This is a genomic window from Shinella yambaruensis (genome assembly GCF_050859155.1).
Lineage (GTDB): Bacteria > Pseudomonadota > Alphaproteobacteria > Rhizobiales > Rhizobiaceae > Shinella > Shinella yambaruensis.
The window spans coordinates 119,764-143,480 of the sequence record NZ_CP150641.1 but is presented as its reverse complement, the minus strand read 5'-3'; the positions used below and the strand labels follow the sequence as shown (position 1 = coordinate 143,480).

The window sequence follows — 23,717 nt, the reverse complement described above, 5'->3', positions numbered from 1 at the left end:
GACGGGGTTCTCAAACGAAGACAAGGGCGTCCTCCCGTTTCCAGACGAGGGCGTAGCGGGCCTTCTCCTCGAAGGCCTCGGGCGCGGCATGGCTGAGATGCGTCTCCACCTCGAAGACGCGGCCGTCGTCGAGCGTGAAGAAGGAGTTGATCGCCGCGCCGGAATACTCGCTGGCGACGAAGCTCGCCTCGATGCGCACCTCGTCGCCAGCGGCCGCCGCATCCCTCGGGCGGATCGCAACACGGTCGTAGCGGATGGCGTAGGCCGGCCTGCCGGATGCCTGGCGCACCCCGCCGAGCGCCAGGCGGCCGACGGGGCTCTCGAAGACATCGCCCGAGACCGCGCCGGAAAAGATGTTGTAGCAATTGAGGAAACGCGCGACGTCGGCGGAGGCCGGGCGACTGTAGAGCGTGCCGGCATCCGTCGCTTGCGCGATGCGGCCGCGGTCGAGCACCAGCACGGTGTCGCCCATGGCGAGCGCCTCGCTCTCCGAGCCGGTGACGTGGAGGAAGGTGACGCCGCAGCGCTCGCGGATGGTGCGGAGCTCCCCGCGCATGCGCGTGCGCAGGTTGGCGTCGAGCGCGCCGAGCGGCTCGTCGAGCAGCACCATGCTCGGCTCCGTCACCAGCGTGCGGGCGAGTGCCACGCGCTGCTTCTGGCCGCCGGAGATCTGCGTGACCGCGCGGTCTTCGAGGCCCGTGAGCCCGACGAGGCCGATCATGTCGCGCACCCGGGCGGCGACGGCCTTCGCGTCCGTCACCGGGGCGACGGCGCGGTTCTCGAGGCCGAAGGCGATGTTCTGCGCGACGCTCAGATGCGGAAAGAGCGCGAAATTCTGGAAGACGAAGCCGATGCCGCGCTCATGCGGCGGCACGCCGTCGATGCGCCTGCCGGCAAAGAGGATCTCCCCGCCGTCCGGCTGCTCGAAGCCGGCGATGACGCGCAGCAGCGTCGTCTTGCCCGAGCCCGACGGCCCGAGCAGCGAGACATAGGAATTGTCCATGAGCGCCGCATCGACGCCCGCAAGCGCCGGCACGCCGGCAAAGGCCTTGTGCACATTCTTCAATTGGAGGACGGCTGACACCTTCGTTCCCACCAGTTCCGGCCAGGACCCTCGGCGCACGGGGCTCCGCACCCCCGGGCGCGAAGAGGCCTTCGGAGAGGGCAAGAGGCTCCCGTTCGCGCATCGGTCAGATGCGCGGCGCAGCGTCGATCCTGAGCATTTCGTTTTGTTCCACTGCCGACGCCTCTTCCGGGCGTCTTGTTGTCAAAACCATGGCATAAATGATTTTTGTATTCAATAGACTTTTTAGAAATTTCTATCGCGGGGCCACGCCGGCCTTTTGCTCATGAATTTCCGGCCGCGGAGACGTCGTCTTCGCACCAGGACTTCCCACGTCTTCTGGCGAATTTCCGCGCATTACGCGCAAAATTCACCGCTTTCGCCAATAAATTCGGCGGCCGGACCGCCATGGCGGCGCGACCAGCGATAGCGCGCCTTCCTCTTTCACGCTCGAAGAATCGTCGAAGCTATCTTCAAATTTTGTATTCAATAATCATTTATGCCATCCTTTCCTTGCGGCGGAGAATGCGGCAGAGTGCTGCCCTCCACGAGGCCGACGGATCAGGGACCCATGAAGGACGAGCAGGCAGCCACCGGCACCCAGCGGCGCTATGCGATCGCCGAGGACGTGCTGCGCAGCAATATCGAGGCGGGCACGCTGCCGCCCGGCCTGGTGCTCCTGGAAGGCCCGATCGCCGACATCCTGCAGACCTCGCGCGCGCCGGTGCAAAGGGCGCTGCAGGCGCTGGAGGCGGAGGGGCTGGTGCACCGCTTTTCCGGCCGCGGCTTCCTGGTCGGCCCGCCGGGCGCCGGCATCGAGCCGAACCGCACGGACATCAAGGCGCTCGGGCTCATCGTGCCGCGCCATGCGGACGAGGCGCTGCAAAGCCGCTCCTCCTGGGAGCGCATCTACAACCAGGTCGAGGCGGACGTCGCCGGCTGCGTGGTGTTCGGCCGCTACCGCATCATCGAGATGGAGCTCGCCACCCATTTCAACGTCAGCCGCACCGTGGTGCGCGACGTGCTGACGCGCCTGCGCGAGCGGGGGCTCGTGCGCAAGAACCAGAGCTCGCACTGGATCGCCGGGCCGCTCACCGCCCAGACGGTGAAGGACCATTTCGTGCTGCGCACCATGCTGGAGCCGCCGGCGATCCGCCTTGGCGCGCGGGCCGTCAACCAGGCGCGGCTGGAGACGCTGCTGAAGCGCCTGCGCGCCGCCGAGGAGGCGAGCGCCGCCGGCTCCCTGCGCGAAAGCGAGGCGATCCAGACCGAATTCATCGAATGCTGCGTGCTCGCCGCGCCGAACGAGCGGCTGAAGGATCTCGTGCGCAACAACCTCCTGCCCGTCACGGCCACCGATCGGCTGCTGCGCCGCCTCGGCCTGCCGGGCGATCCCGCGATCATCACGGAGCTGCGGCTGGTCGGCGAGCTTCTGCTGCGCGGGGCGACGGAGGCGGCCGTCTCGATGATGGAGACCCATCTGGAGGCCTCGCTGAACCGCACCATCGCCCAGATGAAGATCGTCGCGATCATCCCCGGGCCGGGCGTCACGGCAGCGTATCTGACGCCCGTGCTGGATTGAGCGGGAAGAGTGCCGCGCATCGCCCGACTTCGGGCAGGCCGGGCCGTAGTGCATACCCCCCTCTGGCCTGCCGGCCATCTCCCCCACAAGGGGGGAGATCGGATGGAGCACCGTTTCGCCCATCTCCAACGTCGCCGATGGAGCAAGGGTCTTGCCCCCGGCCGATCTCCCTCCTTGTGGGGGAGATGGCCGGCAGGCCAGAGGGGGGTGCACCCAAAGCCGCCGTCGCTCCGCGGACAATGCCCCCTCCCCCTAAGCCAGCGCTTCGCGCAGCTGCGCGAGGCTCGCCTGCCGGGCCTTCCGCGCCGCCAGCGCCTCCTCCATCGTCACCTTGACGAAACGGGTCGGCGTGTGGGGCTGGAGCTGGCCGATCAGGTCCATGTCGGCGGAGATGACCGTGCCGACCATGAAATAGCCACCGCCGGAGACGGCGTCGCGGTGCAGGATGATCGGCTCCGTGCCGCCGGGCACCTGGATCGAGCCATAGGGATAGCAGCTGTCGACGATGTTCGACGGATCGGAGCCTGCCCCGAAGGGCTGGTCGCGCGCGACGAAATCCAGCTTGCGCCCGCCCTTGAAGCGATAGCCCATGCGGTCGGCCTCGTTCGCCACCTTCCATTCGTCGGCGAAGAAGTTCTCCTGCGACGCCTCGGTCAGGCGATGCCAGTAGAGGCCCGGCACGACGCGCAGCGCCGCCGGCAGGCCCGGCGTGCGGCGCAGCGCCTCGGGCACCGTTCTTCCCTCGCTGGAAAGGCTTGCCTTCCCGACCGGCAATTCGTCGCCCGCGGCAAGCGGGCGGCCCTTGTAGCCGCCGAGCGCGCCGATCGGATAGGTCGAGCGGCTGCCGAGCGCTTCCGGCACATCGATGCCGCCGGAGACCGCGATCAAGATGCGCGCGCCGGACTTCAGGAAGTCGAAGGTCAGCGTCTGGCCCGCCTTCACCTTGAAGGCCGTCCAGCCGGGCTGGACAACACCGTCCACCTTGGCCGGCATGTCGGCACCGGTGACGGCGACCAGCGCATCCTCGGTGAATTCCAGCTTGGGGCCGATGAAGACGGCCTCGAGCCCCGCCGCGCCCTCGTCATTGCCGACCAGCAAATTCGCCGCGCGCATGGCGAAACGGTCCATCGCCCCGCCGACGGGGATGCCGAGGTGGAAATAGCCGGGCCGGCCGAGATCCTGGACGGTGGTCGCAAGACCGTGGTGGAGAACCTTAATGGCCATGGAGCATGCCCTCCAGCTTGGCGTTGGTGCCGTCGATATCCTTCTGGAAGTCCCGGAGGTCGAAGCGCACCTCGCGGATGGGCGGGGCGAAACGGCCCCGGTCGACATCCTCCACCGCCTGGTCATAGGCGTCGCGATCGATCGGCTTGAACTTGACGATGTCGCCGGGGCGGAAGAAGACCATGAAATCGCGGAGATAACTGGTCGTCTGCGCTGGGTCGAAGATCGGCATGGGCGTGATGCCGAACATCTGGTAGCCGCCCGCCCCGCGCACCGAATAGATGCAGCCGAAGCAGCCGCCATGGCCGACCGTCAGCCTCGGCGTGTCCGTGCGCGGCCGCAGGTATTTCGGCACCTGGATCTGCCGCTTTCGCTCGACCATCTGGTACATGAACGGCAGGCCCGCGACGAAGCCGACCATGGAGACGAACCAGGGCGAGCCGGAATGCGCGCCGACGAAATCCTCGACCGAGCCGTAGCCGTTGATGCGCGCGGCATAGTCGAGGTCGGTGCCCGACGGCTCCTGGTGGCGCTCGCGAAAGCGCATCAGCGTCTCGTGCGTCCAGGGATCGTTGTAGAAGACGGGGATCTCGACGATGCGGGTCTTCAGCACGGGCTCGGCCTTTTCCGCCGCGCCCTCGATCGCCTTCACTTCCCGCAGGATGTCGTCGGGATGGATGAGGTCGGGATCGAACTTCACCTGAAAGGAGGCGTTGGCCGGGCAGATCTCCGTCACGCCCCTGATGCCGCTCTCGCGCACGCCCTTCGCCATGGAAAGGCTCTTGAAGAAGGCTTCGAGCGACATCTCCTCGCTGCATTCGACGAAGAGGTGCTCGTCGCCGCCAAATGTGTATCGGATGCTCATCAGGCAACCTCCGCAGTCGCGCCGGCCCTTGCGGCGAATTCGGTTTCAAGCCAGTGTTCGAGGAAGCGGGTGTCGAAGGCCCCGCGCCGGACGCTGTCGTCCGCGGCGAGCGCCAGATGCAGCGGGATCGTCGTCGGGATGCCCTCGATCGCCAGCCCCTCCAGCGCACCCTTCAGCCGTGCGAGGCAAGCCTCGCGCGTCTCGGCCCAGACGACGAGCTTGCCGACGAGCGAATCGTAGAAGGGCGGGATCGTGTAGCCCTCGTAGAGCATCGTATCGAAGCGGATGCCCTCGCCCTCAGGCACGACGAGCTTCGTGATCGTTCCCGGCGCGGGCATGAACCCCCTGGCAGGGTCTTCCGCATTGATGCGGCATTCGATGGCGTGGCCCTCGGCCGCGACATGCGCTTGGCGGATCGACAGCGGCGCGCCGCCGGCGATGCGGATCATCTCCTCGACGAGGTCGATGCCCGTGATCATCTCCGTCACCGGATGTTCGACCTGGATGCGGGTGTTCACCTCGATGAAGTAGAATTCCCGCGTCGCCTCGTCATAGAGATATTCCACCGTGCCGGCGCCGCGATAGCCGACCGCGCGGGCAAGCGCCACGGCACTGTCGCAAAGCCGCGCCCGCACATCCGCCGGCAGCAGGAAGGACGGCGCCTCCTCCCAAACCTTCTGGCGGCGGCGCTGCAGCGAGCATTCCCGCTCGAAGCAATGGATGAAGTCCTGCCCGTCGCCGAGGATCTGCACCTCGACATGGCGCGCCCGGGTGATGACCTTCTCCAGATAGAGGCCGCCATCGCCGAAGGCGGCGAGCGCCTCGGCGGAGGCCTGCGGGAAATGGCGCTCCAGGTCGGCAAGGTCGGCCGCGATGCGGATGCCGCGGCCGCCGCCGCCTGCCGCCGCCTTGATCATGATCGGAAAGCCGGTTCTTTCCGCCACGGCCCGCGCTTCCTCGATCGTCGAAAGGCGCCCTGCGCTGCCCGGCACCGTCGGCACGCCGGCCTTCGCCGCGACTTCCCGCGCCGCGACCTTGTCGCCGAGCAGGCGGATCGCGTCGCCCTTCGGGCCGATGAAGACCATGCCCGCCGCCTCGACGGCATCGGCGAAATCGGCATTTTCCGAGAGGAAGCCGTAGCCGGGATGCACCGCATCGACGCCGGCGGCCTTCGCCGCGTCCACCACCGCCGCTATGTTGAGATAGGACTTCTTCGGCGCCGGCGAGCCGATGTCGACGGCGGCGTCCGCGAGCTTGACCGCCAGCATGTCGGCATCCGCCGCGCTGTGAACCTGCACGGTGCGGATGCCGAGCGCCCTGGCCGCCCGGATGATGCGCACCGCGATCTCGCCGCGGTTGGCAACGAGGATCGAGCGGATGGTCATGCCTCCACCTCGGCGATGACCTGGCCCGCCATGACGGGCTCCTCGTTGTCGACGAGGAAGGTGATGTTCCTGCCCTCGACGCCGGCCGGCACTTCCTGGAAGGTCTTCATCACCTCGATGAGCCCGATCGCATCGCCGCTCGCCACGGCGTCGCCATCCGCCTTGAACGGCGGGACGTCCGGCGAGGATGCCCGGTAGAAGGTGCCCGGCAGGGGCGATCTGATCTCGATCTTGCTCATGGTTCTCTCTCCACTTTATGACGTCAGCGCCCGGCCACGTCCGAGACCGGCGCAATGCGAATGCCCGCCCCCACCAGCGCCTCGCGCATCTGGCGCACGATGTCGAAGGCGCCGAGCGTGTCGGAATGGAAGCAGATGGACTCGAAGTCGATGGCGATGTCGTTTCCCGTCACCGTCCTGACCTTGCCCTCCTTGCAGGCGCGCAGGACCTTGCGGGCGATCGCCGCCGGATCGGGCCGGCCGGCATCGCGGGTAAAGACGATGGAGCCGCTGTCGTCATAGTCCCGGTCGGCATAGAATTCGCGCACGACCGGCTGGCCGGCCTCCCCGGCCGCGCGCCAGGTGGCCGAGCCGCCCATGCAGAAGATGTAGGCATTCGGCTCGACGGTGCGCATGTACTGCACGAAGATCCGCGACAGTTCCGGATTGGCGGCCATCTCCATGTAGAGCGCGCCATGCGGCTTGACGTGCTGCAGGCGCACGCCGTGGCGATGGGCGAATTCCCGGATGGCGCCGACCTGGTAGATGATGTCGTTGACGAGTTCCCGGGCGGTGCCGGCGATCTTGCGGCGGCCAAAACCCTGCAGGTCGTTGTAGCCCGGATGGGCACCGATGCCGACGCCGTGTTCGGCGGCAAGCCGCACGGTCTGGTCCATCAGGTTCGGGTCGCCGGCGTGGAAACCGGCCGCGATATTGGCCGAGCTGATCAGCGGCATCAGGGAGGCATCGTCGGTGTCGCCGACGCGCCAGCGGCCGAAGGCCTCGCCCATGTCGCAATTGATGTCGACGACCTCGCGCACTGTCTCTTCCCTCGCCTGCTTTTCCCGACGGGGAAACGCTAGGTCGTTTTCCGCCTTTTGAAAAATTCTATTTTTCCATATATGAATTCTGAAAATCAGAACATGATGCCTCTTTTTGTTGCGGCGCAAAAATATGGGAAATCAAATGGATATGCGCGGAATGCCCGCAATGGCGCGACGTCATGCCCATTTCGATATCGCTCCTTCTGATTTTCCGATACCTTGCCGCAATAAATCAGAAGGGATGGCACAGCCTTGACGATCAGCCTCAGACAGATCCGCTACTTTGTCGCGACGGCCGAGCTCGGGCAGATCTCGCAGGCCGCCGTCGACCTGTCGATCTCGCAGTCCGCGGTGACGACGGCGATCAAGGAGCTGGAGCGCACGGTGGGCGTCGGCCTGTTCCTGCGCACGCCGCACGGCATGGACCTGACGCCGGCCGGCCGGCAGTTCCTGTCGCATGCCTACGAGATCCTGAAGAAGGTCGACGAGGCGGTGCACCTCAATGCCGTCAGCAGCGAGATCGAGGGCACGCTGACGGTCGCGGCGACCTATACGGTCATCGGCTATTTCCTGCCGCTGCATATCGAGCGGCTGCGGCGCCTCTTCCCGAAGCTCGACATCCAGCTCTTCGAGCTCAATCGCGAGTCGATCGAGGAGGGGCTTTTGAGCAACCGCTACGACATGTCGGTGCTGCTCACCTCCAACATCCTCAACCCCGCGCTGGTGACGGAGAAGGTGCTGAGCTCGACGCGCCGCCTCTGGCTGCCGGCGCAGCATCCGCTGCTGCAGGCCGAGACGGTGGGGCTGAAGGAGATCGCGGAGGAACCCTACATCATGCTGACGGTGGATGAGGCGGCGCATTCCGCCCTCAAATACTGGAGTACGACGCCCTACCAGCCCCGCGTCATCCTGCGCACCTCCTCGGTGGAGGCGGTGCGCTCGCTCGTCGCCAACGGCCAGGGCGTGGCGATCCTCTCTGACATGGTGCACCGGCCCTGGTCGCTGGAGGGCCGGCGCATCGAGACGGTCAATATCAGCGATGCCGTGCCCGCCATGGATGTCGGCCTCGCCTGGCGGCGTAACATAGAGCTTTCCCCGCCCATGCTCGCCTTCCGCTCCTATTTCCAGCAGGCCTTCCACCTGCCGGAACGGTGAGCGGCCCTTACGGGCATCGCCATGGCCGCCGAGCGGCCTCTATTCCGCGAAGGTCTTCCAGCGCGTCGGGCGGAAGCGGATCGCTGTGCCGGTCGCGGCGGTCGCCTCCAGCGGCACCTCGATCTCGACATGGTGCGGCGCGCCGGGCCTGCCGATGTCGAGGTCGGCGATGCGGGTGCCGGCGAGGCGGCGCGAGGTGGCGACGCGGCCTTCGAGCGCCGGCGCGGCGGGATCCTCGATGAGGACCACATCCTGCGGGCGGAAGAACAGCGTGCCGGCGCCGGACGCGATGTCGCTGGCGCGCGGGGTGATGCCGAGCGGCGTATCCTGGAAGTGGACCGCGCCATCGGCCACGCGGATCGGCAGGCTGGCGCTATCGCCGATGAAGGAGAAGACGAAGGGCGAGTTCGGGCGGTCGTAGACATCGTCCGAGGAGCCGACCTGCTCGATCGCGCCCTGGCTCATCACCACCACGCGGTCGGCAAGTTCCAGCGCCTCCTCCTGGTCATGGGTGACGAAGACGGTGGTGTGGCCCGTGCGGTCATGGAACTCGCGCAGCCAGCGGCGCAGTTCCTTGCGCACCTTGGCATCGAGCGCGCCGAAGGGCTCGTCGAGCAGCAGCACCTTCGGCTCGATCGCCATGGCGCGGGCGAGCGCGACGCGCTGGCGCTGGCCGCCGGAGAGCTGGTTCGGATAGCGCTTCTCGAGGCCGGAGAGCTGCACCATCTCCAGGAGTTCGCCGACGCGGCGGCGGATCTCCGCCCTGTCCGGCCGCTCGCCGCGCGGGCGCACCGTGAGGCCGAAGGCGATGTTGTCGGCGACGGTCATGTGGCGGAAGAGCGCGTAATGCTGGAAGACGAAGCCGACATGGCGTTCCTGCACCGTCCGGTGCGAGGCGTCCTCGGCGCCGAAATAGATCTTCCCGAGGGTCGGCTGCTCCAGGCCGGCGATGAGGCGCAGGAGCGTCGTCTTGCCGGAGCCGGAGGGGCCGAGGAGCGCGATCAGCTCGCCGGAGCGGATGTCGAGCGAGACATCGTTGAGCGCCGGGTATCGGTCGAATTCCTTGCGGATGTTTTTTACACTGACGTCCATACGGGCGTGCCTTTCAGGTCAATGCTTGCGGCCGGCGGCGATTTCCGCGCCGTAGTGAAGTTCGAGCACCGTCTTGACGATGAGCGTGACGAGGGCGAGCGCGGCGAGAAGCGAGGCCACCGCGAAGGCAGCGACGAAGTTGTACTCGTTGTAGAGGATCTCCACATGCAGCGGCATCGTGTTGGTGAGGCCGCGGATATGGCCCGAGACCACCGAGACCGCGCCGAACTCGCCCATGGCGCGCGCGTTGCAGAGCAGCACGCCGTAGAGCAGGCCCCACTTGATGTTGGGCAGCGTCACGTACCAGAAGGTCTGCCAGCCGGAGGCGCCGAGCGACAGGGCCGCCTCCTCGTCGCCCGTGCCCTGCTCCTGCATCAGCGGGATCAGCTCGCGCGCGACGAAGGGGAAGGTGACGAAGACGGTGGCGAGCACGATGCCCGGCACGGCGAACAGGATCTCGATGCCGTGGCTCTTGAGCCAGGGCCCGAGCGCGCTGCCGGCGCCGAAGAGCAGCACGTAGACAAGGCCTGAAATCACCGGCGAGACGGAGAACGGCAGGTCGATCAGCGTCGTCAGGAACGCCTTGCCCTTGAACTCGAACTTGGCGATGGCCCAGGCCGCCGCCACGCCGAAGACGAGGTTGAGCGGCACGGCGATGCCGGCGACCGTGAGCGTCAGGCGGATCGCGGCCAGCGTATCGGGATCGTCGAGCGAGGCGAAGAACTCGCCCGCGCCCCTGCGGAAGGCCTCGATGAAGACGGCGACGAGCGGCAGGATGAGGAAGAGCGCCAGGAAGAGGAAGGCGACCGCCATCAGCGTATAGCGTGCGAGCGGCGCCTCCGTCGTCGGGGAGCGCAGGCGAAAGGACTTATGCGCCATGGCCGTACCTCCGGCGGTTCCAGGCCTGGACGAGGTTGATGAACAGCAGCATGGCGAAGGACAGCCCCAGCATGATGGTGGCGATCGCCGCCGCCGCGCCATAGTTGAACTCTTCCAGGCGGATGACGATGAGCAGCGGCGCGATTTCCGAGACGTAGGGAATGTTGCCCGCGATGAAGATGACCGAGCCGTATTCGCCGACGCCGCGGGCGAAGGCGAGCGCGAATCCCGTCAGGATCGCCGGGGAGAGGCCCGGCAGCAGGATCCGGGAAATGGTCTGGAAGCGGCCTGCGCCGAGCGTCGCGGCCGCCTCCTCCACCTCGCGGTCGATCTCCTCCATGATCGGCTGCACCGTGCGCACCACGAAGGGCAGGCCGATGAAGACGAGCGCGATGACGATGCCGGTCGGGTTGAAGGCCGCCTTGATGCCGAAGAGGTTGAGAATCTGGCCGATCCAGCCGTTCGGCGCATAGAGCGCGGCGAGCGAGATGCCCGCGACGGCCGTCGGCAGCGCGAAGGGCAGGTCGACGATGGCATCGACGATGCGCCGGCCGGGGAACTCGTAGCGCACGATGACCCAGGCGACGATGACGCCGAAGACGACATTGACGAGCGCGGCGATGAAGGCCGTGCCGAAGGAGACCTTCAGCGCATTGAGGGTGCGCTGGTCCGAGAGGATGGCGAGGAATTCCGCGCCCGATAGCCCGGCCGAACGCCAGACGAGGCCGGCGAGCGGGATGAGGATGATGAGGGTCAGATAGGCGAGCGAAAAACCGAGCGTCAGTCCGAATCCTGGAATGACGCTCGGTTGTCTCAGTCGCCACCGCCCGGAAGCAGCAGCAGAAGTCGTCAAAACTGTTAGTTCCCCGGCTTGTAGATCTGGTCGAAGACGCCGCCGTCACCGAAATGCTCGGGCTGTGCCTTCACCCAGCCGCCGAAGATCGGGTCGTCGATGGTGACCAGCTTAATGTCGGGAAGCTGCTTGAGCAACTCGGGTGCCACCACATCGCGCTTGGACGGGCGATAGTAGTGCTTGGCCGCGATGTTCTGGCCCTCGTCCGAATAGAGGTATTCCAGATAGGCTTCCGCCTGCTTGCGGGTGCCCTTGGCGTCGACATTGCCGTCGACGACGGTGACCGGCGGCTCGGCGAGGATCGAGATCGGCGGCCAGACGATGTCGAAGGAATCCGCGCCGAACTCGGCGCCCGCGAGATAGGCCTCGTTCTCCCAGGCAAGCAGCACGTCGCCGATCTGGCGCTGCGCGAAGGTGGTGAGCGAGCCGCGTGCACCCGTGTCGAGCACCGGCGCGCGCTTGAAGAGCTCGGCGATATACGCCTTGATCTTGTCCTGGTCGCCGGCAAATTCCTCGTTCGCCCAGGCCCAGGCCGCAAGGTAGTTCCAGCGGGCGCCGCCCGAGGTCTTCGGGTTCGGGGTGACGATCTGCACGTCGTCCTTCACCAAGTCGCCCCAGTTCTGGATGCCCTTGGGGTTGCCCTTGCGCACCAGGAAGACGATGGTCGAGGTGTAGGGCGAGGAATTGTTCGGCAGGCGGGTGCGCCAGTCCTTGGGGATCTTGTCGGTGTTCTCGGCGATCGCGTTGATGTCGCTTTCGAGCGCCAGCGTCACCACGTCGGCTTCCAGGCCGTCGATCACGCCGCGGGCCTGCTTGCCCGAGCCGCCATGCGACTGCTGGATCGTGACGTCCTCGCCGGTCTGCGCCTTCCAGTGCTTGGCGAAGGCCGCGTTGTAATCCTTGTAGAGCTCGCGCGTCGGGTCATAGGAAACGTTGAGCAGCGTCGTTTGTGCAAACGCCCCCGTCACCCCGCCGAGCGCAAGCCCGACACCCACGATCAAAGCCCCGAACCTTTTGGCCAATATCGACATCTCCAACCTCCTTGGATTTCTATCCCACACAAACCCTAGTGAATTAGTAGAGTTAGTCAACAATGCCTCTGCAACTCGCAAAACGGGTTTCAAACAGGCCGGAAGCGCGCAACGGACAACCTGTGGATACCCGCAAGAGCCGAACATTTCATTCCGCTAATCCAACTTCGCACGCAAAATGCATCCACGAAAAACCGCCGTTTCCGCCGCTGCACCCGACCTTTTTTCGCGGCAGATACGTCTTCAGCGCTGCGAGACGCGGGCAAGGCCCTGCGTCTGGATATCGAGCACGGCCCTGTAGGCCTGCCGCACCGTTTCGGCGAAGGTGAACGGGCCGGGCCGCAGGCTGGAGGCGACGGCGCCCACCACGGACAGGCCGCCCAATACCGCCTCGTGGCTGGCGAGACGGCCGCACTCGTCGACGGTGAGCGCGGCGGCGTCGCGGCCGAGCAGGCCGGCCAGCGCGCGGGCAGACGGCGTCTCGCGGCAATCGATGGTGTTTTCGCCGGAGGATTTCGGATCGCAGGGCGGCACGAAGCGGGTGCGGCCGGTCTCGAACTCGCCGGCGAGGCGGCGGTGGATGTCGCGCGCGATGCGGATGGAGAAGTGCCGGTGCAGGCCGAGGAGATGCCGCCGGTAGTGGTTGCGCTCGGCCTGGGGCAGATGGCGCCAGACGACGGAAAGGCGGGCGGAGGCGGCATCGACGACGGACTGCCATCCGCCGCCCTGGGCCTCCGCGGCGCTACACTCCCTGCGGATATAGTGGAAGGCGTCCTTCAGGGACCGGGTGGCGGGCGGCACGCCGAGCGTCATGCCGCCCTCGCCGCGGCCATGCGGCTGCGGCAGGCGGCCTGCCGCCGCGGCGACACGGATCTCCCCGGCATAACCGCCCGCCCGAAGGTCGAGCAGGATGGCGGCAAGGCGAGGCCCGTTGCCGACCAGCGTCAGCGGCGGCGGCGCTTCCGCCTGCGACAAGCGCTCGGCGGCGGCCCGCGCGGCACGCCAGGAGGCGGCCTCGCGCTGGGCGATGCCGAATCCGGTGGCGACGACGACATGGTCGAAGTCGGCATATTCCCCATCGCGAAAGCCGATGCGCAGGCCCTCCGCGCGCAGGCCGATATGGCGCACGGCGCCGCGGAAGGTGCGGATGCGCACGTCCCGGCGGAGGGCCAGCGCCTCGGCGAAGCGGGCCATGACATAATCGCGGAACAGGCTGCGCGGCACATGCAGGTCCTGCGCCCCGCGCAGCGCCGCGACGGCACCGCCCGAGAACAGGCCCGTTTTCAGCCAGTCGCAGAAATCCTCCGGGCGATCCGGCACGACGGAGAGGTCGCGCGCCGGCTCCGTCGTCAGCGCCCGGCCGGCCGCGCCGTCGGCGAAGGCGCCTGGCGCATCCTCGGCATCGATCAGCCAGGCCTCGAAGGGGCGATGGAACCGTCGCATCAGCGCGATGGTCGTGGCAAGGCCGGACGGGCCGGCGCCGATGACAGCGATGCGCATGACCGGCAGGCCTGCCGGCCGCGCGCCCTCTTCCCTGACGGCCCTTTCGAAGAACATGCGCTGTCCTTTCCCTCTCGATGATCCGAGACGCCCGATCGCCATGATAGCGTAGCGTCCGATAATTTTCTACCTTTTTACTAGAATAATTGACGGCCGCTCGCCGTCCGGCCTTTCGGCGGGGTCGGACAGGACATCCGCCAGCGTCGTGCCGTCGAGGATCTCGCCGGATGCGGCGGCCACCTTCGCGAAGACGCGGCGCACGGCGCAAAGGCGCTCGTCGCGGCAATCGGCGCAGCGCCGGTGCCCGCCATTGGCAAGGCAGGCGAGCGGCACGAAGGGGCCTTCCAGGATGCGCAGCACCTCGCCGACGGCGATCTCCTCCGGCGCGCGCAGCAGGTGATAGCCGCCGTGCTGGCCCCGCCGGCTGGCCACGAGGCCGGCATGCTTGAGGTCGAGCAGGATCTGTTCGAGGAACTTCTTCGGGATCGCCTCGCGGGCGGCGATGGTGCCGATCTGCAGGGTCTCGCCCGGGCCGGCGCGCGCCAGCGCGATGAGGGCACGCAGGGCATATTTGGATTTCAGCGCGACCATGGCGTCAGCGGGCCACGCGGTGCGGGCGCGGAACCGGCACGCCGCTCGGGGCGCCGGAGGGCCTCCTCATCCGGCGGCGACCTCGGCATTGATGCGCGCCGCGACCGCGCGCGCCTGGACACGGATATCGGGAACGGCGGTGATCTCCCAGCTATGGCCGGCGGTGAGCGGGCCGAGGGCGTAGAGGCCCGCCGTGCGGGCGCCGTCGCCGGCAAGCACCGCCGCCGCGTCGTTGACGAGGATGCCGAGGCCGTGCGGATCGGGCCGGACGAGGCCACGCTCGGCGAGGCTCGTCAAAAGCGGCGAGGCGGCGACCGTACATCGGTCGAGGCCGGTGCAGTTGACGACCAGATGGGCCGCCAGCGGCATACCGTCCTTGAGAACGGCGGCAAGCCGGCCGTCCCTGAGACACAGCGCCTCCAGCCGGCCGCGGTGGATGACGAGCTGGCCGGACCGGCGCAGCGCCTCGATCTCCTCGGCGACGGCCGGCGCCATGCGGTGGCGGTGGACATTCCAGAAGGAGGCGGCGTGGCGCAGGAAACGGCGGCGCTGGACCGCGCTCCAGCCCTGCCAGAGGGCCTGCGTGACCGGCCTCAGGCCGTCCATGACGGCGCGCCAGTCCGGCGCGGCCGCGGCCTGCCGGCGCAATGAGGCCAGCATGGCGCTGACCTCGCCCCCGCCCGGAACGAGCGCCGTCTCCACCGGATCGGCCCGGCGGGCGAGATGCGGCTGCGGCAGCAGGCCGTGCCGCGACAGGGCATGCATGGTGCCGCGGAAGCCGCGGCGCTTCAGCAGCAGCAGCTGGTCGACGGTGGTGAGGCCCGTGCCGACGAAGAGCACGTCCGCATCCGCCGGCAGGCGCTCCCACCAGGCGTCGGCCCAGGGATCCTCCACGACGAAGGGGCGCGCCGCGGCCGGGATCGCCGCCTCCGGCAGCGGCAGGCGGCGCGTGCCGGCACCGGTGCAGAGCGCCGAGACACGGGCGGAAAGCCGCCCGCCGTCGGAAAGCGCGAAGACCAGCCCGCCATCCTGCCCGGCCGCGGCGCCCAGCGCCTCGGCGTCGACGAGGGTGAGCGCGGCGCGGTTGCCGGTGCGCTTCATTGCCTCGTCGAGGCTGTCTCGCACATAGGCGCCGTAGATGCGGCGCGGCACGAAATCCTCGGCCGACCAGGGATAGCCCTGCGCGGCAAGCCAGGCGAGGAAATGGTTCGGCCGGTCGGCGAAAAGGCTCATGCGCCCGGCCGGCACATTGAGGAGATGGCACTCCGCCTTGGTGGCATAGGCGATGCCCCGCCCCTGCGCGGCCGCCTTGCCGATGAGACTGATCTTCACTGCGGGGGGCAGCAGGTCGACGAGGTTCAGCGCGAGCGCGACGGCCGAATAGCCCGAGCCGATGATGGCCACATCCGTTTCCAGCGTCATGCACTCCCTCCTGCCAGGACCGTGCCGATACTCTAGCGAGATTTATCCATTAAATCTATAGACTATTATCACGCATGATCTGCGGGAGGAAACGGCCGGCGTGCGGTGCGGGTTCCGGCAGGCCTTCCTGCCGGAGCAAAACGTGGTGCTAGGCGTTCCGGCCGAGGCGCGGATAGGCCGAGGAAAAGATCTCCCCGACGGGAGGATGGCCATATGTGCGCTCCGGATAGCGGGCGACGAGGCCGTCGAACTGGCGCTGCGCCCGCGCCTGCTCCGCCGTCGCATCGAAGCCGGGGATCTGGCCGTCGACCATGACGAACCGCCCGTCGATGACGACGTCGGTGACGTCGCGGCCGGAGCTCGCCATCATCATGGTCTGGATCGGATCGATGACATGGCCGATGCGGTCGTGGCCCATGTCGATGACGATGATGTCGGCCTTCGCGCCGGCCTGCAGGCGGCCGAGATCGGGCCGCCGGAGGGCGTCCGCGCCGCCGAGCGTCGCCACGTCGAAATAGTGCTCCGAGCGCACGCTGTCGATCGAGCCGTCCATCACGCGCGAGATCATGATGCCGACCTGCATGTTCTGGATGACGTCCGGTGGCCAGGTATCCGTGCCGAGGCCGATGCGCACGCCCATGGCGCGGAATTTCGAGAAACTGTCCATGAAGCCGCCGTGGCGGGCCGAGACGAGCGGGCAATGCACCAGCGTCGCGCCGGCATTCTTCAGGATGTCGAGATCGCGGCCGGGCCGGTCCACATGGCGCGTGCCGGCAACGAGCTCGCCATGCGGCAGGAGCACGCGCTCATCGAGCGCGCCGAGCGAATCGAGCCATTCGAGCGGCGTCATGCCGTAGGTCGCGGTGATGCGGGTGAATTCGAGGTCCGACTGGCAGCAGTGCTGGCGGACCGGGATGTCGAGGTCGCGGCCGGCATCCGCCGTGCGGCGCACGAGGTCCGGCGTGCAGGTCTCGATGCGGTCGGGCGCCAGCATGGCGCGCACCAGCGGCGAGGCCAGCCCCTCGATGCGCTCGGCAAAGGCGAGCGAATCGGCAAAGCTGCGAAAGCCCCGTTCCTCGTCGTAGAAGAAGGCGATCCGGCCGTCATCGTCGACATAGCTGTTGCCGGTGCGATAGGCCGGGCCGAGATAGACGCGCAGGCCAAGCTCATGCGCGACATCGGCGGCGGCGGAGAATTCCGCGTCCGTCTCGCCCCATGCGCGGTAGAACAGCGAGGCGATCGGCAGCGCGGTCGTCACGCCGTTGCGGATGAGCTGGGCGAAGGCGTAGCGCTTCTGGAAGGCGAGCTCCTCCTGCGTGTACATTTCGTAGGCGCGCTCCATGTAGCTCCTCGGCCAGACCCGGCCTTTCCTCCAGGAGGGCTGGTTGTCGAAGGCGAGCACCGTCGTGTCGAGGTCGGAGAGCGCGTCGAGGTCGACGAAGCCGGGCGAGAGGATGGCATTGCCGTAGTCGATGCGCGCGGCGACCGCGCCCGGATAGTCGTGCCCGACGAAGACGACCCTGTCCCCCTCGAAGACGACGACGCCGTCGTCAAGGATCACATGGCGGCCGTCCCGGTGGCCGACGACCCAGCGGGCGGTGAGAAGGACCGGGCCGTCGATGCGGCCGGAGGGCGGAAGTGTCGTCATGGTGCGTCCCATCTTTCATCGATCATGCCGGAGCCGCGCCCGGGCGGCTCCGAAACCCCGCAAGGCCCGGCCGGACGGTTGCGGCGCCACCGCTCAGACGGGCGCGGGGGTCAGCATCTCGAACCGGTCGCGGATGGTGGCGCAGGTATCGCCGCCAAGGCGCGCGATGGCGTCGATGACGTCAGGATCGACATGCATCGCGGTGTCCACCGCGCCTTCCCGGTAATGGGCGAACAGGATCTCGCCCATGATGATCTGGCGCGTCCGGCCAAGCTCCAGCGTGACGTGGCGGCGGCATTCGAAGGCGGCCGGCGCCTCCCTGATCCAGGGCGCCGCGATCTTCTCGCCCGGCATGGCGGTGAGGCCCGCCTTCTTCAATTCGTCCATGCCGCGCGGATATCTGGCGCCGCAGACATGCATCGCCTCGGCAATGGCGCGGGAGACGATGTTGACGGTGAAGACCTCCGTCATGCGGATGTTGTGGCCGGTGTCCTTGAAGGACATGTCCGGGTTGTGCTCCACGCCGATGGCGAGGATCGGCGGATCGGCCGAAAGGCAGTTGAAGAAGCTGAACGGGGCGGCGTTGTAGCGGCCGTGCTCGTCGACCGTCGTCACCAGCGCGATGGGGCGCGGGATGATCGTCCCGATCATCAGCTTGTAGCGCTCGCGCGCGCTGAGCGTCGTGAAGTCGAAGGCTGTCCTCTCGCCGGCCTTGATCTCGGTGCTGCAGGTGTCCATCGGCATTCCTCCCCGGCTTTCGCGCCCCGGCGCCGAGGGCGGCGCTTCGCCCGCCCATTTGCGCATGCAATGGTTCCTATTTATAGAATGCAATTATTGTATGCAATATATCCGCCTTCCTGCACCCTGAAAAATCTCAAGCCTTCGCGGAAACCGGACCGTGGCGGGTGCCGCCGCCGGCCGTCCAAACCGGCCGGATCGCGGGCGCCAAAGCCCGGCAGTGTCTCAGTTTGAATTCTCACCAGGCGCGACGGCAATTTCAGATTATGCCGTGCTTCTTTAGAAGAGCCTGCTCGTCGCCCGACACCCAGCCGAAAACCTTCGGCTCCCCGTTCAACATCTGAACCAGATAATGAACGTCGAAATCTATCGTCACGTCCGGTTGATCCTTCCGGGCATAGGTGGCGATCCAAGCAACATGAGCCACGCAATGAAGCTCGTCTATCTGGGAGAGGCGGACATTGCGTATCCGCATCTCCTTGGTTCCTATCGCTCGATAGTGCTCATAGCCTTGCGCCATGAGCTGCTTGAATTGGTCGTCGTTCTTTCCGGCTTTCACTCCGGCGGGCGCAGCACCGATAAACTCGGAAGCATACAGCGATGCGAGCTCGTTCATATCGACCTTGCCGGCGAGGGACCGATTGAAAAAGCTCTCGTATCGCTCGAACAGTCTCCTTACGCTGGTTTCCATCATCTGCTCTCCTGGCGAAGACCCTAGCTTGAGTGGGTGGAAGTGGAAATTCAAACTGAGACACTACCCAAAGCCCGCTCCGGTGGACAGGATCGTCCTTTGTGTGCAATTTGCTCGCTGCTTTTGCGATTCTGGAGGCGAGTGCATGGCAAAGACAGTTGGCGATTCCGGCCGCGGTCGCTCCCAGGCCGTTCACCGGGCACTCAAGCGCGCCATCCTCGACCAGGCCCTTTCGCCCGGCGCCAAGCTGCCGGAGGACTCGATCGGCGAGCGGCTGGGCGTCAGCCGCACGCTGGTGCGCGAGGCGCTGGTGCGCCTCAGCGAGGAAGGCCTCGTCGACCTGCGGCCGAACAAGGGCGCCACCGTGGCGCGGCCGACGCTCGAGGAGGGCCGCAACCTCTTCCTTACGCGCGCGGCGCTGGAACGCCTGGTGGTGGAAACGCTCGCCGGCAAGCTGACGCAGGAGCAGATCGACACGCTTTCCGCCCATATCGCGGCGGAGGACGCCGCCCGCAAGGAACACGCGACCTCCATCCGCCTTGCCGGCGAGTTCCACACCCTGCTGGCGCAGATGACCAACAATGCCAGCCTGATCCGCTACGTTAACGAGCTCGTCGCGCGCAGCTCGCTGATCCTGGCGCTCTACGGCCGCCCGCACTCCTCCGAATGCGCCGTCTCCGAGCACCAGGAACTGCTCGACAGCCTGATCGCCGGCAAGGCCGAGGACGCCTCGAAGCTGATGGCGCACCATCTCGATTCCATCACCACGCGCGCCCTGCTGCCGCGCGAGGAGGACCGCAACATCAAGGACGTGCTCAGCGCCTATGCGGCGGCCGAGGGCCTTGCCTAGAGCCACCCCGGCAGAGGTACGTCCGCGATTGCGGCGAAACGAAAGCCTCGCGCGCCTTCGCGATCCGGAGAAAAGCGGAAGCATCCCGAGAGCCGCCGGCATCCCCTCGCCGGCCTGAAACCGGCGATGTCCGGCATGCACCGGGGACCATGCCGATTGCGCGCGCCCTGCTTCGCCCGCGCCAATGATGCCTCGGACCGGGAGAGGACCCGGCGCGACACGAGCCCATCCACAATGCCGGCGACAACAGGGGTATCGGCGCTGCCGATTTGACGGCAGGGTGGAGCGTCCGCGCGGGTGGCGGGGCAACGCCGCCCTTCGCGACCGGAAGGAACCGGGGCGTGGCCCCTCGGGAGGGGTGACGCGCGGCCTCGCAGCATGCCGTGACGCGCCTCAGCGCACCGCCATCTGCCGCCATCCTTCGGCGCTCGGCGGCCCGGCTGCAACGCAGAGCGATACCGTCTCGCCGATCTCGTAGACGACGGCGCCGATCGTCATCTGCCGCAGGAGGCCGAGCCTGGTGTCGGGGCGGGGCGGCCCCTTGGGCACGATGGACACCGCGCCGCCCTTGCGCCGGGCCGCGAGGGCGCGCTTGGCGGTCTCGATATCCGCCGGCCCGCGCGAGAAATCGGTGTGCAGGCTGCGAAGGCGGGTCCGCGAATCGCCGCTGCCCTCCAGCCGGGCGTTCGGCGCAGCGCGCGTGTTGGCGAGCGGATGGTTGGTGTGGAGCGAGAGGCCGTCGGCAATGGCGATCTCGGTCACGCCGCCCGCCGCGCATTCGAGCGTGCGGATGCCGTGGCGGTCGCCGATCTGGTAGGTCTGGCCGGAGGCGTGCGGCACGCGGGAAAGGAAGTCTGCGGCCGCGGCCGCGTTCTCCTGCGCCAGCGCGCCGCGCAGGGCGAAGGAGACGGGAAGCCCGCGCGGGCTATAGGCGAGCTGGGCGAGCGTGTTGACGCAGATGCCGAGGCCGCGGCCGGAGACGCCCATCAGGCCGATCAGGCCGGCAGAGGTGTAGACCAGCGTTTCGCTGCCGCCGTCATCGAGCCGCAGCACGGCCTGCGCGCCATCATGCCAGCGCGGCAGGTCCATGGTCTGGCCGACGAGCGTGCCGCGCCCCGCCACCGGCGCGACGGCAAGGCTGCTGCAATGGCCCTCGCCGTCGAAGCCGCCGAACCACCATTCCTCGTCCATCAGCTGGAGGGCATAGGCCGTCTCCTTAGAAATGCCGGCGCCTTCGGCAATGCCGCGCACCTCCTCCAGGAGATCCGGCACATGGGCGGCGATCGCCGTGCGGAAATCCGTCACCGACAGGAAGACCGGCAGGAAGGCCGCCGACGGCCGGCCATAGGCCTTGCCGATCGCCGCCTGCCAGCGCTCGACCTTGCCCGCGATCGTGCCGCGCAGCGCCTCGCCATGCGCCCGCCCGCGGGCAAGCGGCGCCTTCGGGCAATCGATGACGGGAAGATCTTCGGTACGCATGGTTTCCTCCAGACAGGACACGGCCGTGGGGGGGGGGGGGGCGCCCCCCCCCCCCCCCCGACGCAAGGGAAGGACGGGCGAAGGCGGTGCATGGAGCGCGTCCCCGCAGGTCCGGATGCAAAACCGCCGCGCCCTTCCGCCGGACCTCCTCCGGGATTGCCGCCCTCGCCCGACGGGCGGGATCAGTCCTTCTTCACGCCCCAGGCCCGCTCCTTGTCGGCGGCCCAGACCTCGAAGCCTTCGATCCTGGCGCCGACCGCCGCGACGACGGGCTCATAATAGAGGCCGAAGATCGGCAGGTCTTTCGCCATCAGCGCGTGGATGTCCTTGAAGACGGCCTTGCGCGCCTCGAAATCCGTCGTCTTGGTCGATTTCAGGTAGAGCTGCCAGGCCTCGGGATTGTCCCACTGTGCCGTCGGCTCGGCCTTCTTGTCGCCGATGATGACGCCGTAGAACTGCGAGGGATCGAGGCGGGCGGAATAGCCGAAGGACTGCATCTGGAACTTGCCGGCGAGGTAATTGTCGAGCTGCGCGGCCCAGTCCAGCACTTCCAGCTCGGCATTGATGCCGGCGCCGGCCAGCATGGCCTGCACCAGGATGCTGTTCTCATACATGCCCTGGTAGCGGGTGTTGGTCTGGATTTTTATCACTTCGCCCTTGTAGCCGGCTTCAGCCAGCAGCGCCTTGGCGGCCTCCGGATCGTATTCCGGCCATTTCAGGAAATCCTCATCGAAGAAGGCGCTTGCCTGCGGCACGCCGGAGGGATTGAACTCCGACAGGCCGGCCGTGCGGGCGGCGGCGATCTGCTTGAAATCGATGGCATGGGCGATCGCCTGGCGCAGCTTGACGTTCGACATCAGCGGGTCGGTCGTCTGGATCAAGAGCGGCGTCAGGGAAAGGCCCGGCGTCGTCATCACCTTCAGGCCGCGCCCCTTTGCATCCTCGATGCGCTGGGATTCGAAGTTCGGCAGCACGTCGATCTCGCCGGCGAAGAGCGCGGTCTCGGCGGCCGACGTATCGGGGATGATCAGGAACTTCGCTTCGTCGACCAGCGCCGTGCGGTCGCCGGCATAGCCGCTCGCCTTCTCCTTCGGCGGTTTATAGCCGTCGTATTTCTCCAGCGTGATGTACTGGCTCTTCACCCATTCCTTCAATTTGAAGGAGCCGCTGCCGATCGCGCTGCCGTCGATCCACTTGCCGTCCGGCCCGGCATTCTTGGGGCTGGCGACCCAGCCGTTGCACTGGATGTTGGCGAGCTGGGCGAGGAAGAGCGCGTTCGGCTCGTTGATGCGGAAGACGACGGTGCGCGGATCGGGCGTTTCCAGCGCCTCGACCTTCAGGCCCTGCGAACCGTCGAAGAAGCCGTTGCAGAACCATTCTGCGCCGGCCGCGACGCGGTGGTCCCAGTTCCATTTGACATCCGCCGACGTGACGGGATCGCCGTTGTGGAAGGTCGCGCCCTCGCGGAGGACGAAGGTGTAGGTCCTGCCGTCCTCCGACACCGTCCAGCTCTCGGCGAGCGCCGGGCCGATGCTGAGATCGGCGCGGAAGCCGACCAGCGTCTCGAAGATGTGGTGCAGCACGGTGTCGGTATTGGCGTCGCGGTCGATGCCTTCCGTGCCGCGGATATCGGCGTTGATGCGGATGTTCAGCGTTGCCGCCTCGGCCGAGGCGCCGAGCAGCAGGCCCGCGGCCAGCGCCGTCGAAATCAGGAATGTGCGTTTCATGGTGATCTCCGATCGTTCCCCGCTTCGTTATCGTCAGGAGCGCTCGCGGATTGCGCCCAGCGTTTCTGCAAAGAAGTCCTTGACCTTGCTTATGAGCTGGCGGTCGTCATGGGTGATGCCCGGCACGATGTCGTGACGCACGGCGATGCCGTGCTGCTCGAAGCTTTTCTTCAGCGCGCGCATGCGGTCGTTGCGGTTGGCGCCGGCAAGGTCGGCGCCGGGCATGTACCAGGCGTCGTCGGGCGTGATGGTGATCTCCCAGGTCTCCCGGTCGTCGCCGCCGATCACCATCTGCACGGCGACCTTGCGGATTGCGTCGAGATCGACCGGCTTGCCGAAGACCTTCTCGAAATCGCGCAGGCCGACCCAGAAATCGTGGTCGAAATCGAGCAGCGTCACGACGCCGGGCGCGCCGATCGAGGCGGCGAGCAGGCGCTCGGGATGGAGGTAGAGGAACCGGTGGGTGAAATGCCCGCCGCCGGAAAAGCCGTACATCATCACCCGGTCGCCCGCGATGCGGTACTTTTCCTGCATCTCGGCGATCATATCGAGCATGACGGCGTCATAGTGCAGGTCGCCGTCCCGCAGCATCTTGTAGGAGGAGAGATCGCCCGGAAAGCAGATGTTCGCGGGAAACAGCGGGCACAGCACGATGACGCCGTTGGCCTCGGCGAAATCGGCGAAGGCATCGCGATAGGCCTGCATGCCGCGCTCCGTGCCGTGCACGATGACGGCGAGCGGATAGGTCTTCCCGCCATCCTCCTCGTAGTCGTCGGGCACATAGGCGCAATAGGGGAAACGCGGGTCGAGCCGCGAGGCATAGACGGTCGTGTGGCCGAAATCGTAGTAGGACAGCTTCCGGCCGTGACCGCTGACATTGCGCATGGATGGTCTCCTCTC

General features: G+C 67.2%; 22 protein-coding genes. 3 read left to right on the top strand and 19 right to left on the bottom strand.

What is annotated here, in order from left to right; genetic code table 11:
- Positions 1 to 10: 10 nt before the first annotated feature.
- On the bottom strand, positions 11 to 1,084 hold the full coding sequence (locus WMC41_RS28500) for an ABC transporter ATP-binding protein (protein ID WP_244769118.1): 1,074 nt from the start codon (positions 1,082 to 1,084) through the stop codon (positions 11 to 13).
- 550 nt (positions 1,085 to 1,634) lie between these two features.
- Between WMC41_RS28500 and WMC41_RS28495 the strand changes: the two genes are divergently transcribed.
- The gene (locus WMC41_RS28495; protein ID WP_272808873.1) at positions 1,635 to 2,645 is read left to right on the top strand and encodes a GntR family transcriptional regulator; all 1,011 of its coding nucleotides are present in this window, start codon (positions 1,635 to 1,637) and stop codon (positions 2,643 to 2,645) included.
- Between the two features lie 252 nt (positions 2,646 to 2,897).
- Here WMC41_RS28495 and WMC41_RS28490 read toward each other — a convergent pair whose 3' ends face one another.
- From WMC41_RS28490 to WMC41_RS28470, 5 genes are read right to left on the bottom strand one after another with little or no spacing between them, the layout of a single operon-like run.
- A complete protein-coding gene (locus WMC41_RS28490) occupies positions 2,898 to 3,869 on the bottom strand; it encodes a biotin-dependent carboxyltransferase family protein (RefSeq protein WP_432349811.1) in 972 nt (323 codons plus the stop codon).
- Complete coding sequence (locus WMC41_RS28485) at positions 3,859 to 4,734, bottom strand: 5-oxoprolinase subunit B family protein (protein WP_432349810.1); 876 nt, start codon at positions 4,732 to 4,734, stop codon at positions 3,859 to 3,861. The genes WMC41_RS28490 and WMC41_RS28485 overlap by 11 nt, the downstream gene beginning before the upstream one ends.
- Positions 4,734 to 6,119: an acetyl-CoA carboxylase biotin carboxylase subunit gene (locus tag WMC41_RS28480; RefSeq protein WP_432349809.1), complete on the bottom strand. Its 1,386-nt coding sequence runs from the start codon at positions 6,117 to 6,119 to the stop codon at positions 4,734 to 4,736. Before WMC41_RS28480 ends, WMC41_RS28485 begins: the two co-directional genes overlap by 1 nt.
- The gene (locus tag WMC41_RS28475; RefSeq protein WP_244769114.1) at positions 6,116 to 6,358 is read right to left on the bottom strand and encodes an acetyl-CoA carboxylase; all 243 of its coding nucleotides are present in this window, start codon (positions 6,356 to 6,358) and stop codon (positions 6,116 to 6,118) included. Before WMC41_RS28475 ends, WMC41_RS28480 begins: the two co-directional genes overlap by 4 nt.
- 23 nt (positions 6,359 to 6,381) lie before the next feature.
- Positions 6,382 to 7,158 (bottom strand): 5-oxoprolinase subunit PxpA, encoded by a 777-nt coding sequence (locus tag WMC41_RS28470; protein ID WP_244769113.1) that lies wholly within the window; start codon positions 7,156 to 7,158, stop codon positions 6,382 to 6,384.
- A gap of 255 nt (positions 7,159 to 7,413) precedes the next feature.
- Here WMC41_RS28470 and WMC41_RS28465 point away from each other — a divergent pair, with 255 nt between their 5' ends.
- Positions 7,414 to 8,316, top strand: coding sequence for a LysR family transcriptional regulator (locus WMC41_RS28465; RefSeq protein ID WP_432349808.1), 903 nt, complete (start codon positions 7,414 to 7,416; stop codon positions 8,314 to 8,316).
- Between the two features lie 39 nt (positions 8,317 to 8,355).
- Here the strand turns inward: WMC41_RS28465 and WMC41_RS28460 are convergent, their stop codons facing one another.
- From WMC41_RS28460 to WMC41_RS28415, 10 genes are all read right to left on the bottom strand, one after another.
- Positions 8,356 to 9,408 (bottom strand): sulfate/molybdate ABC transporter ATP-binding protein, encoded by a 1,053-nt coding sequence (locus WMC41_RS28460; RefSeq protein ID WP_432349807.1) that lies wholly within the window; start codon positions 9,406 to 9,408, stop codon positions 8,356 to 8,358.
- Positions 9,409 to 9,426: 18 nt separating this feature from the next.
- The gene (cysW, locus tag WMC41_RS28455; protein WP_432349806.1) at positions 9,427 to 10,287 is read right to left on the bottom strand and encodes a sulfate ABC transporter permease subunit CysW; all 861 of its coding nucleotides are present in this window, start codon (positions 10,285 to 10,287) and stop codon (positions 9,427 to 9,429) included.
- Positions 10,277 to 11,140, bottom strand: a complete 864-nt coding sequence (gene cysT / locus WMC41_RS28450; protein ID WP_244769110.1) for a sulfate ABC transporter permease subunit CysT — start codon at positions 11,138 to 11,140, stop codon at positions 10,277 to 10,279. Before cysT ends, cysW begins: the two co-directional genes overlap by 11 nt.
- 5 nt (positions 11,141 to 11,145) lie before the next feature.
- Positions 11,146 to 12,171, bottom strand: a complete 1,026-nt coding sequence (locus WMC41_RS28445) for a sulfate ABC transporter substrate-binding protein (protein WP_244769109.1) — start codon at positions 12,169 to 12,171, stop codon at positions 11,146 to 11,148.
- Between the two features lie 243 nt (positions 12,172 to 12,414).
- The gene (locus tag WMC41_RS28440; protein ID WP_432349805.1) at positions 12,415 to 13,728 is read right to left on the bottom strand and encodes an FAD/NAD(P)-binding protein; all 1,314 of its coding nucleotides are present in this window, start codon (positions 13,726 to 13,728) and stop codon (positions 12,415 to 12,417) included.
- Between the two features lie 69 nt (positions 13,729 to 13,797).
- A complete protein-coding gene (locus WMC41_RS28435; protein ID WP_432349804.1) occupies positions 13,798 to 14,262 on the bottom strand; it encodes an RrF2 family transcriptional regulator in 465 nt (154 codons plus the stop codon).
- 66 nt (positions 14,263 to 14,328) lie between these two features.
- Complete coding sequence (locus tag WMC41_RS28430) at positions 14,329 to 15,684, bottom strand: FAD/NAD(P)-binding protein (RefSeq protein ID WP_432349803.1); 1,356 nt, start codon at positions 15,682 to 15,684, stop codon at positions 14,329 to 14,331.
- A 148-nt stretch (positions 15,685 to 15,832) separates the two neighbouring features.
- Positions 15,833 to 17,332 (bottom strand): amidohydrolase family protein, encoded by a 1,500-nt coding sequence (locus tag WMC41_RS28425; protein WP_432349802.1) that lies wholly within the window; start codon positions 17,330 to 17,332, stop codon positions 15,833 to 15,835.
- Positions 17,333 to 17,425: 93 nt separating this feature from the next.
- Positions 17,426 to 18,070, bottom strand: a complete 645-nt coding sequence (locus WMC41_RS28420) for a flavin reductase family protein (protein ID WP_432349801.1) — start codon at positions 18,068 to 18,070, stop codon at positions 17,426 to 17,428.
- A 259-nt stretch (positions 18,071 to 18,329) separates the two neighbouring features.
- On the bottom strand, positions 18,330 to 18,761 hold the full coding sequence (locus tag WMC41_RS28415) for a nuclear transport factor 2 family protein (protein ID WP_244769149.1): 432 nt from the start codon (positions 18,759 to 18,761) through the stop codon (positions 18,330 to 18,332).
- 145 nt (positions 18,762 to 18,906) lie between these two features.
- Here WMC41_RS28415 and WMC41_RS28410 point away from each other — a divergent pair, with 145 nt between their 5' ends.
- Positions 18,907 to 19,611, top strand: coding sequence for a GntR family transcriptional regulator (locus tag WMC41_RS28410; RefSeq protein ID WP_244769104.1), 705 nt, complete (start codon positions 18,907 to 18,909; stop codon positions 19,609 to 19,611).
- Between the two features lie 393 nt (positions 19,612 to 20,004).
- Here the strand turns inward: WMC41_RS28410 and WMC41_RS28405 are convergent, their stop codons facing one another.
- The 3 genes from WMC41_RS28405 to WMC41_RS28395 all read right to left on the bottom strand — a co-directional run bounded on the left by WMC41_RS28405 (position 20,005) and on the right by WMC41_RS28395 (position 23,702).
- Positions 20,005 to 21,090: a C45 family autoproteolytic acyltransferase/hydolase gene (locus WMC41_RS28405; protein ID WP_432349800.1), complete on the bottom strand. Its 1,086-nt coding sequence runs from the start codon at positions 21,088 to 21,090 to the stop codon at positions 20,005 to 20,007.
- A gap of 182 nt (positions 21,091 to 21,272) precedes the next feature.
- Entirely contained in the window at positions 21,273 to 22,817 is a 1,545-nt protein-coding gene (locus WMC41_RS28400) for an ABC transporter substrate-binding protein (RefSeq protein WP_432349799.1), read from the bottom strand.
- Positions 22,818 to 22,850: 33 nt separating this feature from the next.
- On the bottom strand, positions 22,851 to 23,702 hold the full coding sequence (locus tag WMC41_RS28395) for an alpha/beta hydrolase (protein WP_244769100.1): 852 nt from the start codon (positions 23,700 to 23,702) through the stop codon (positions 22,851 to 22,853).
- Between the last annotated feature and the right edge of the window lie 15 nt (positions 23,703 to 23,717).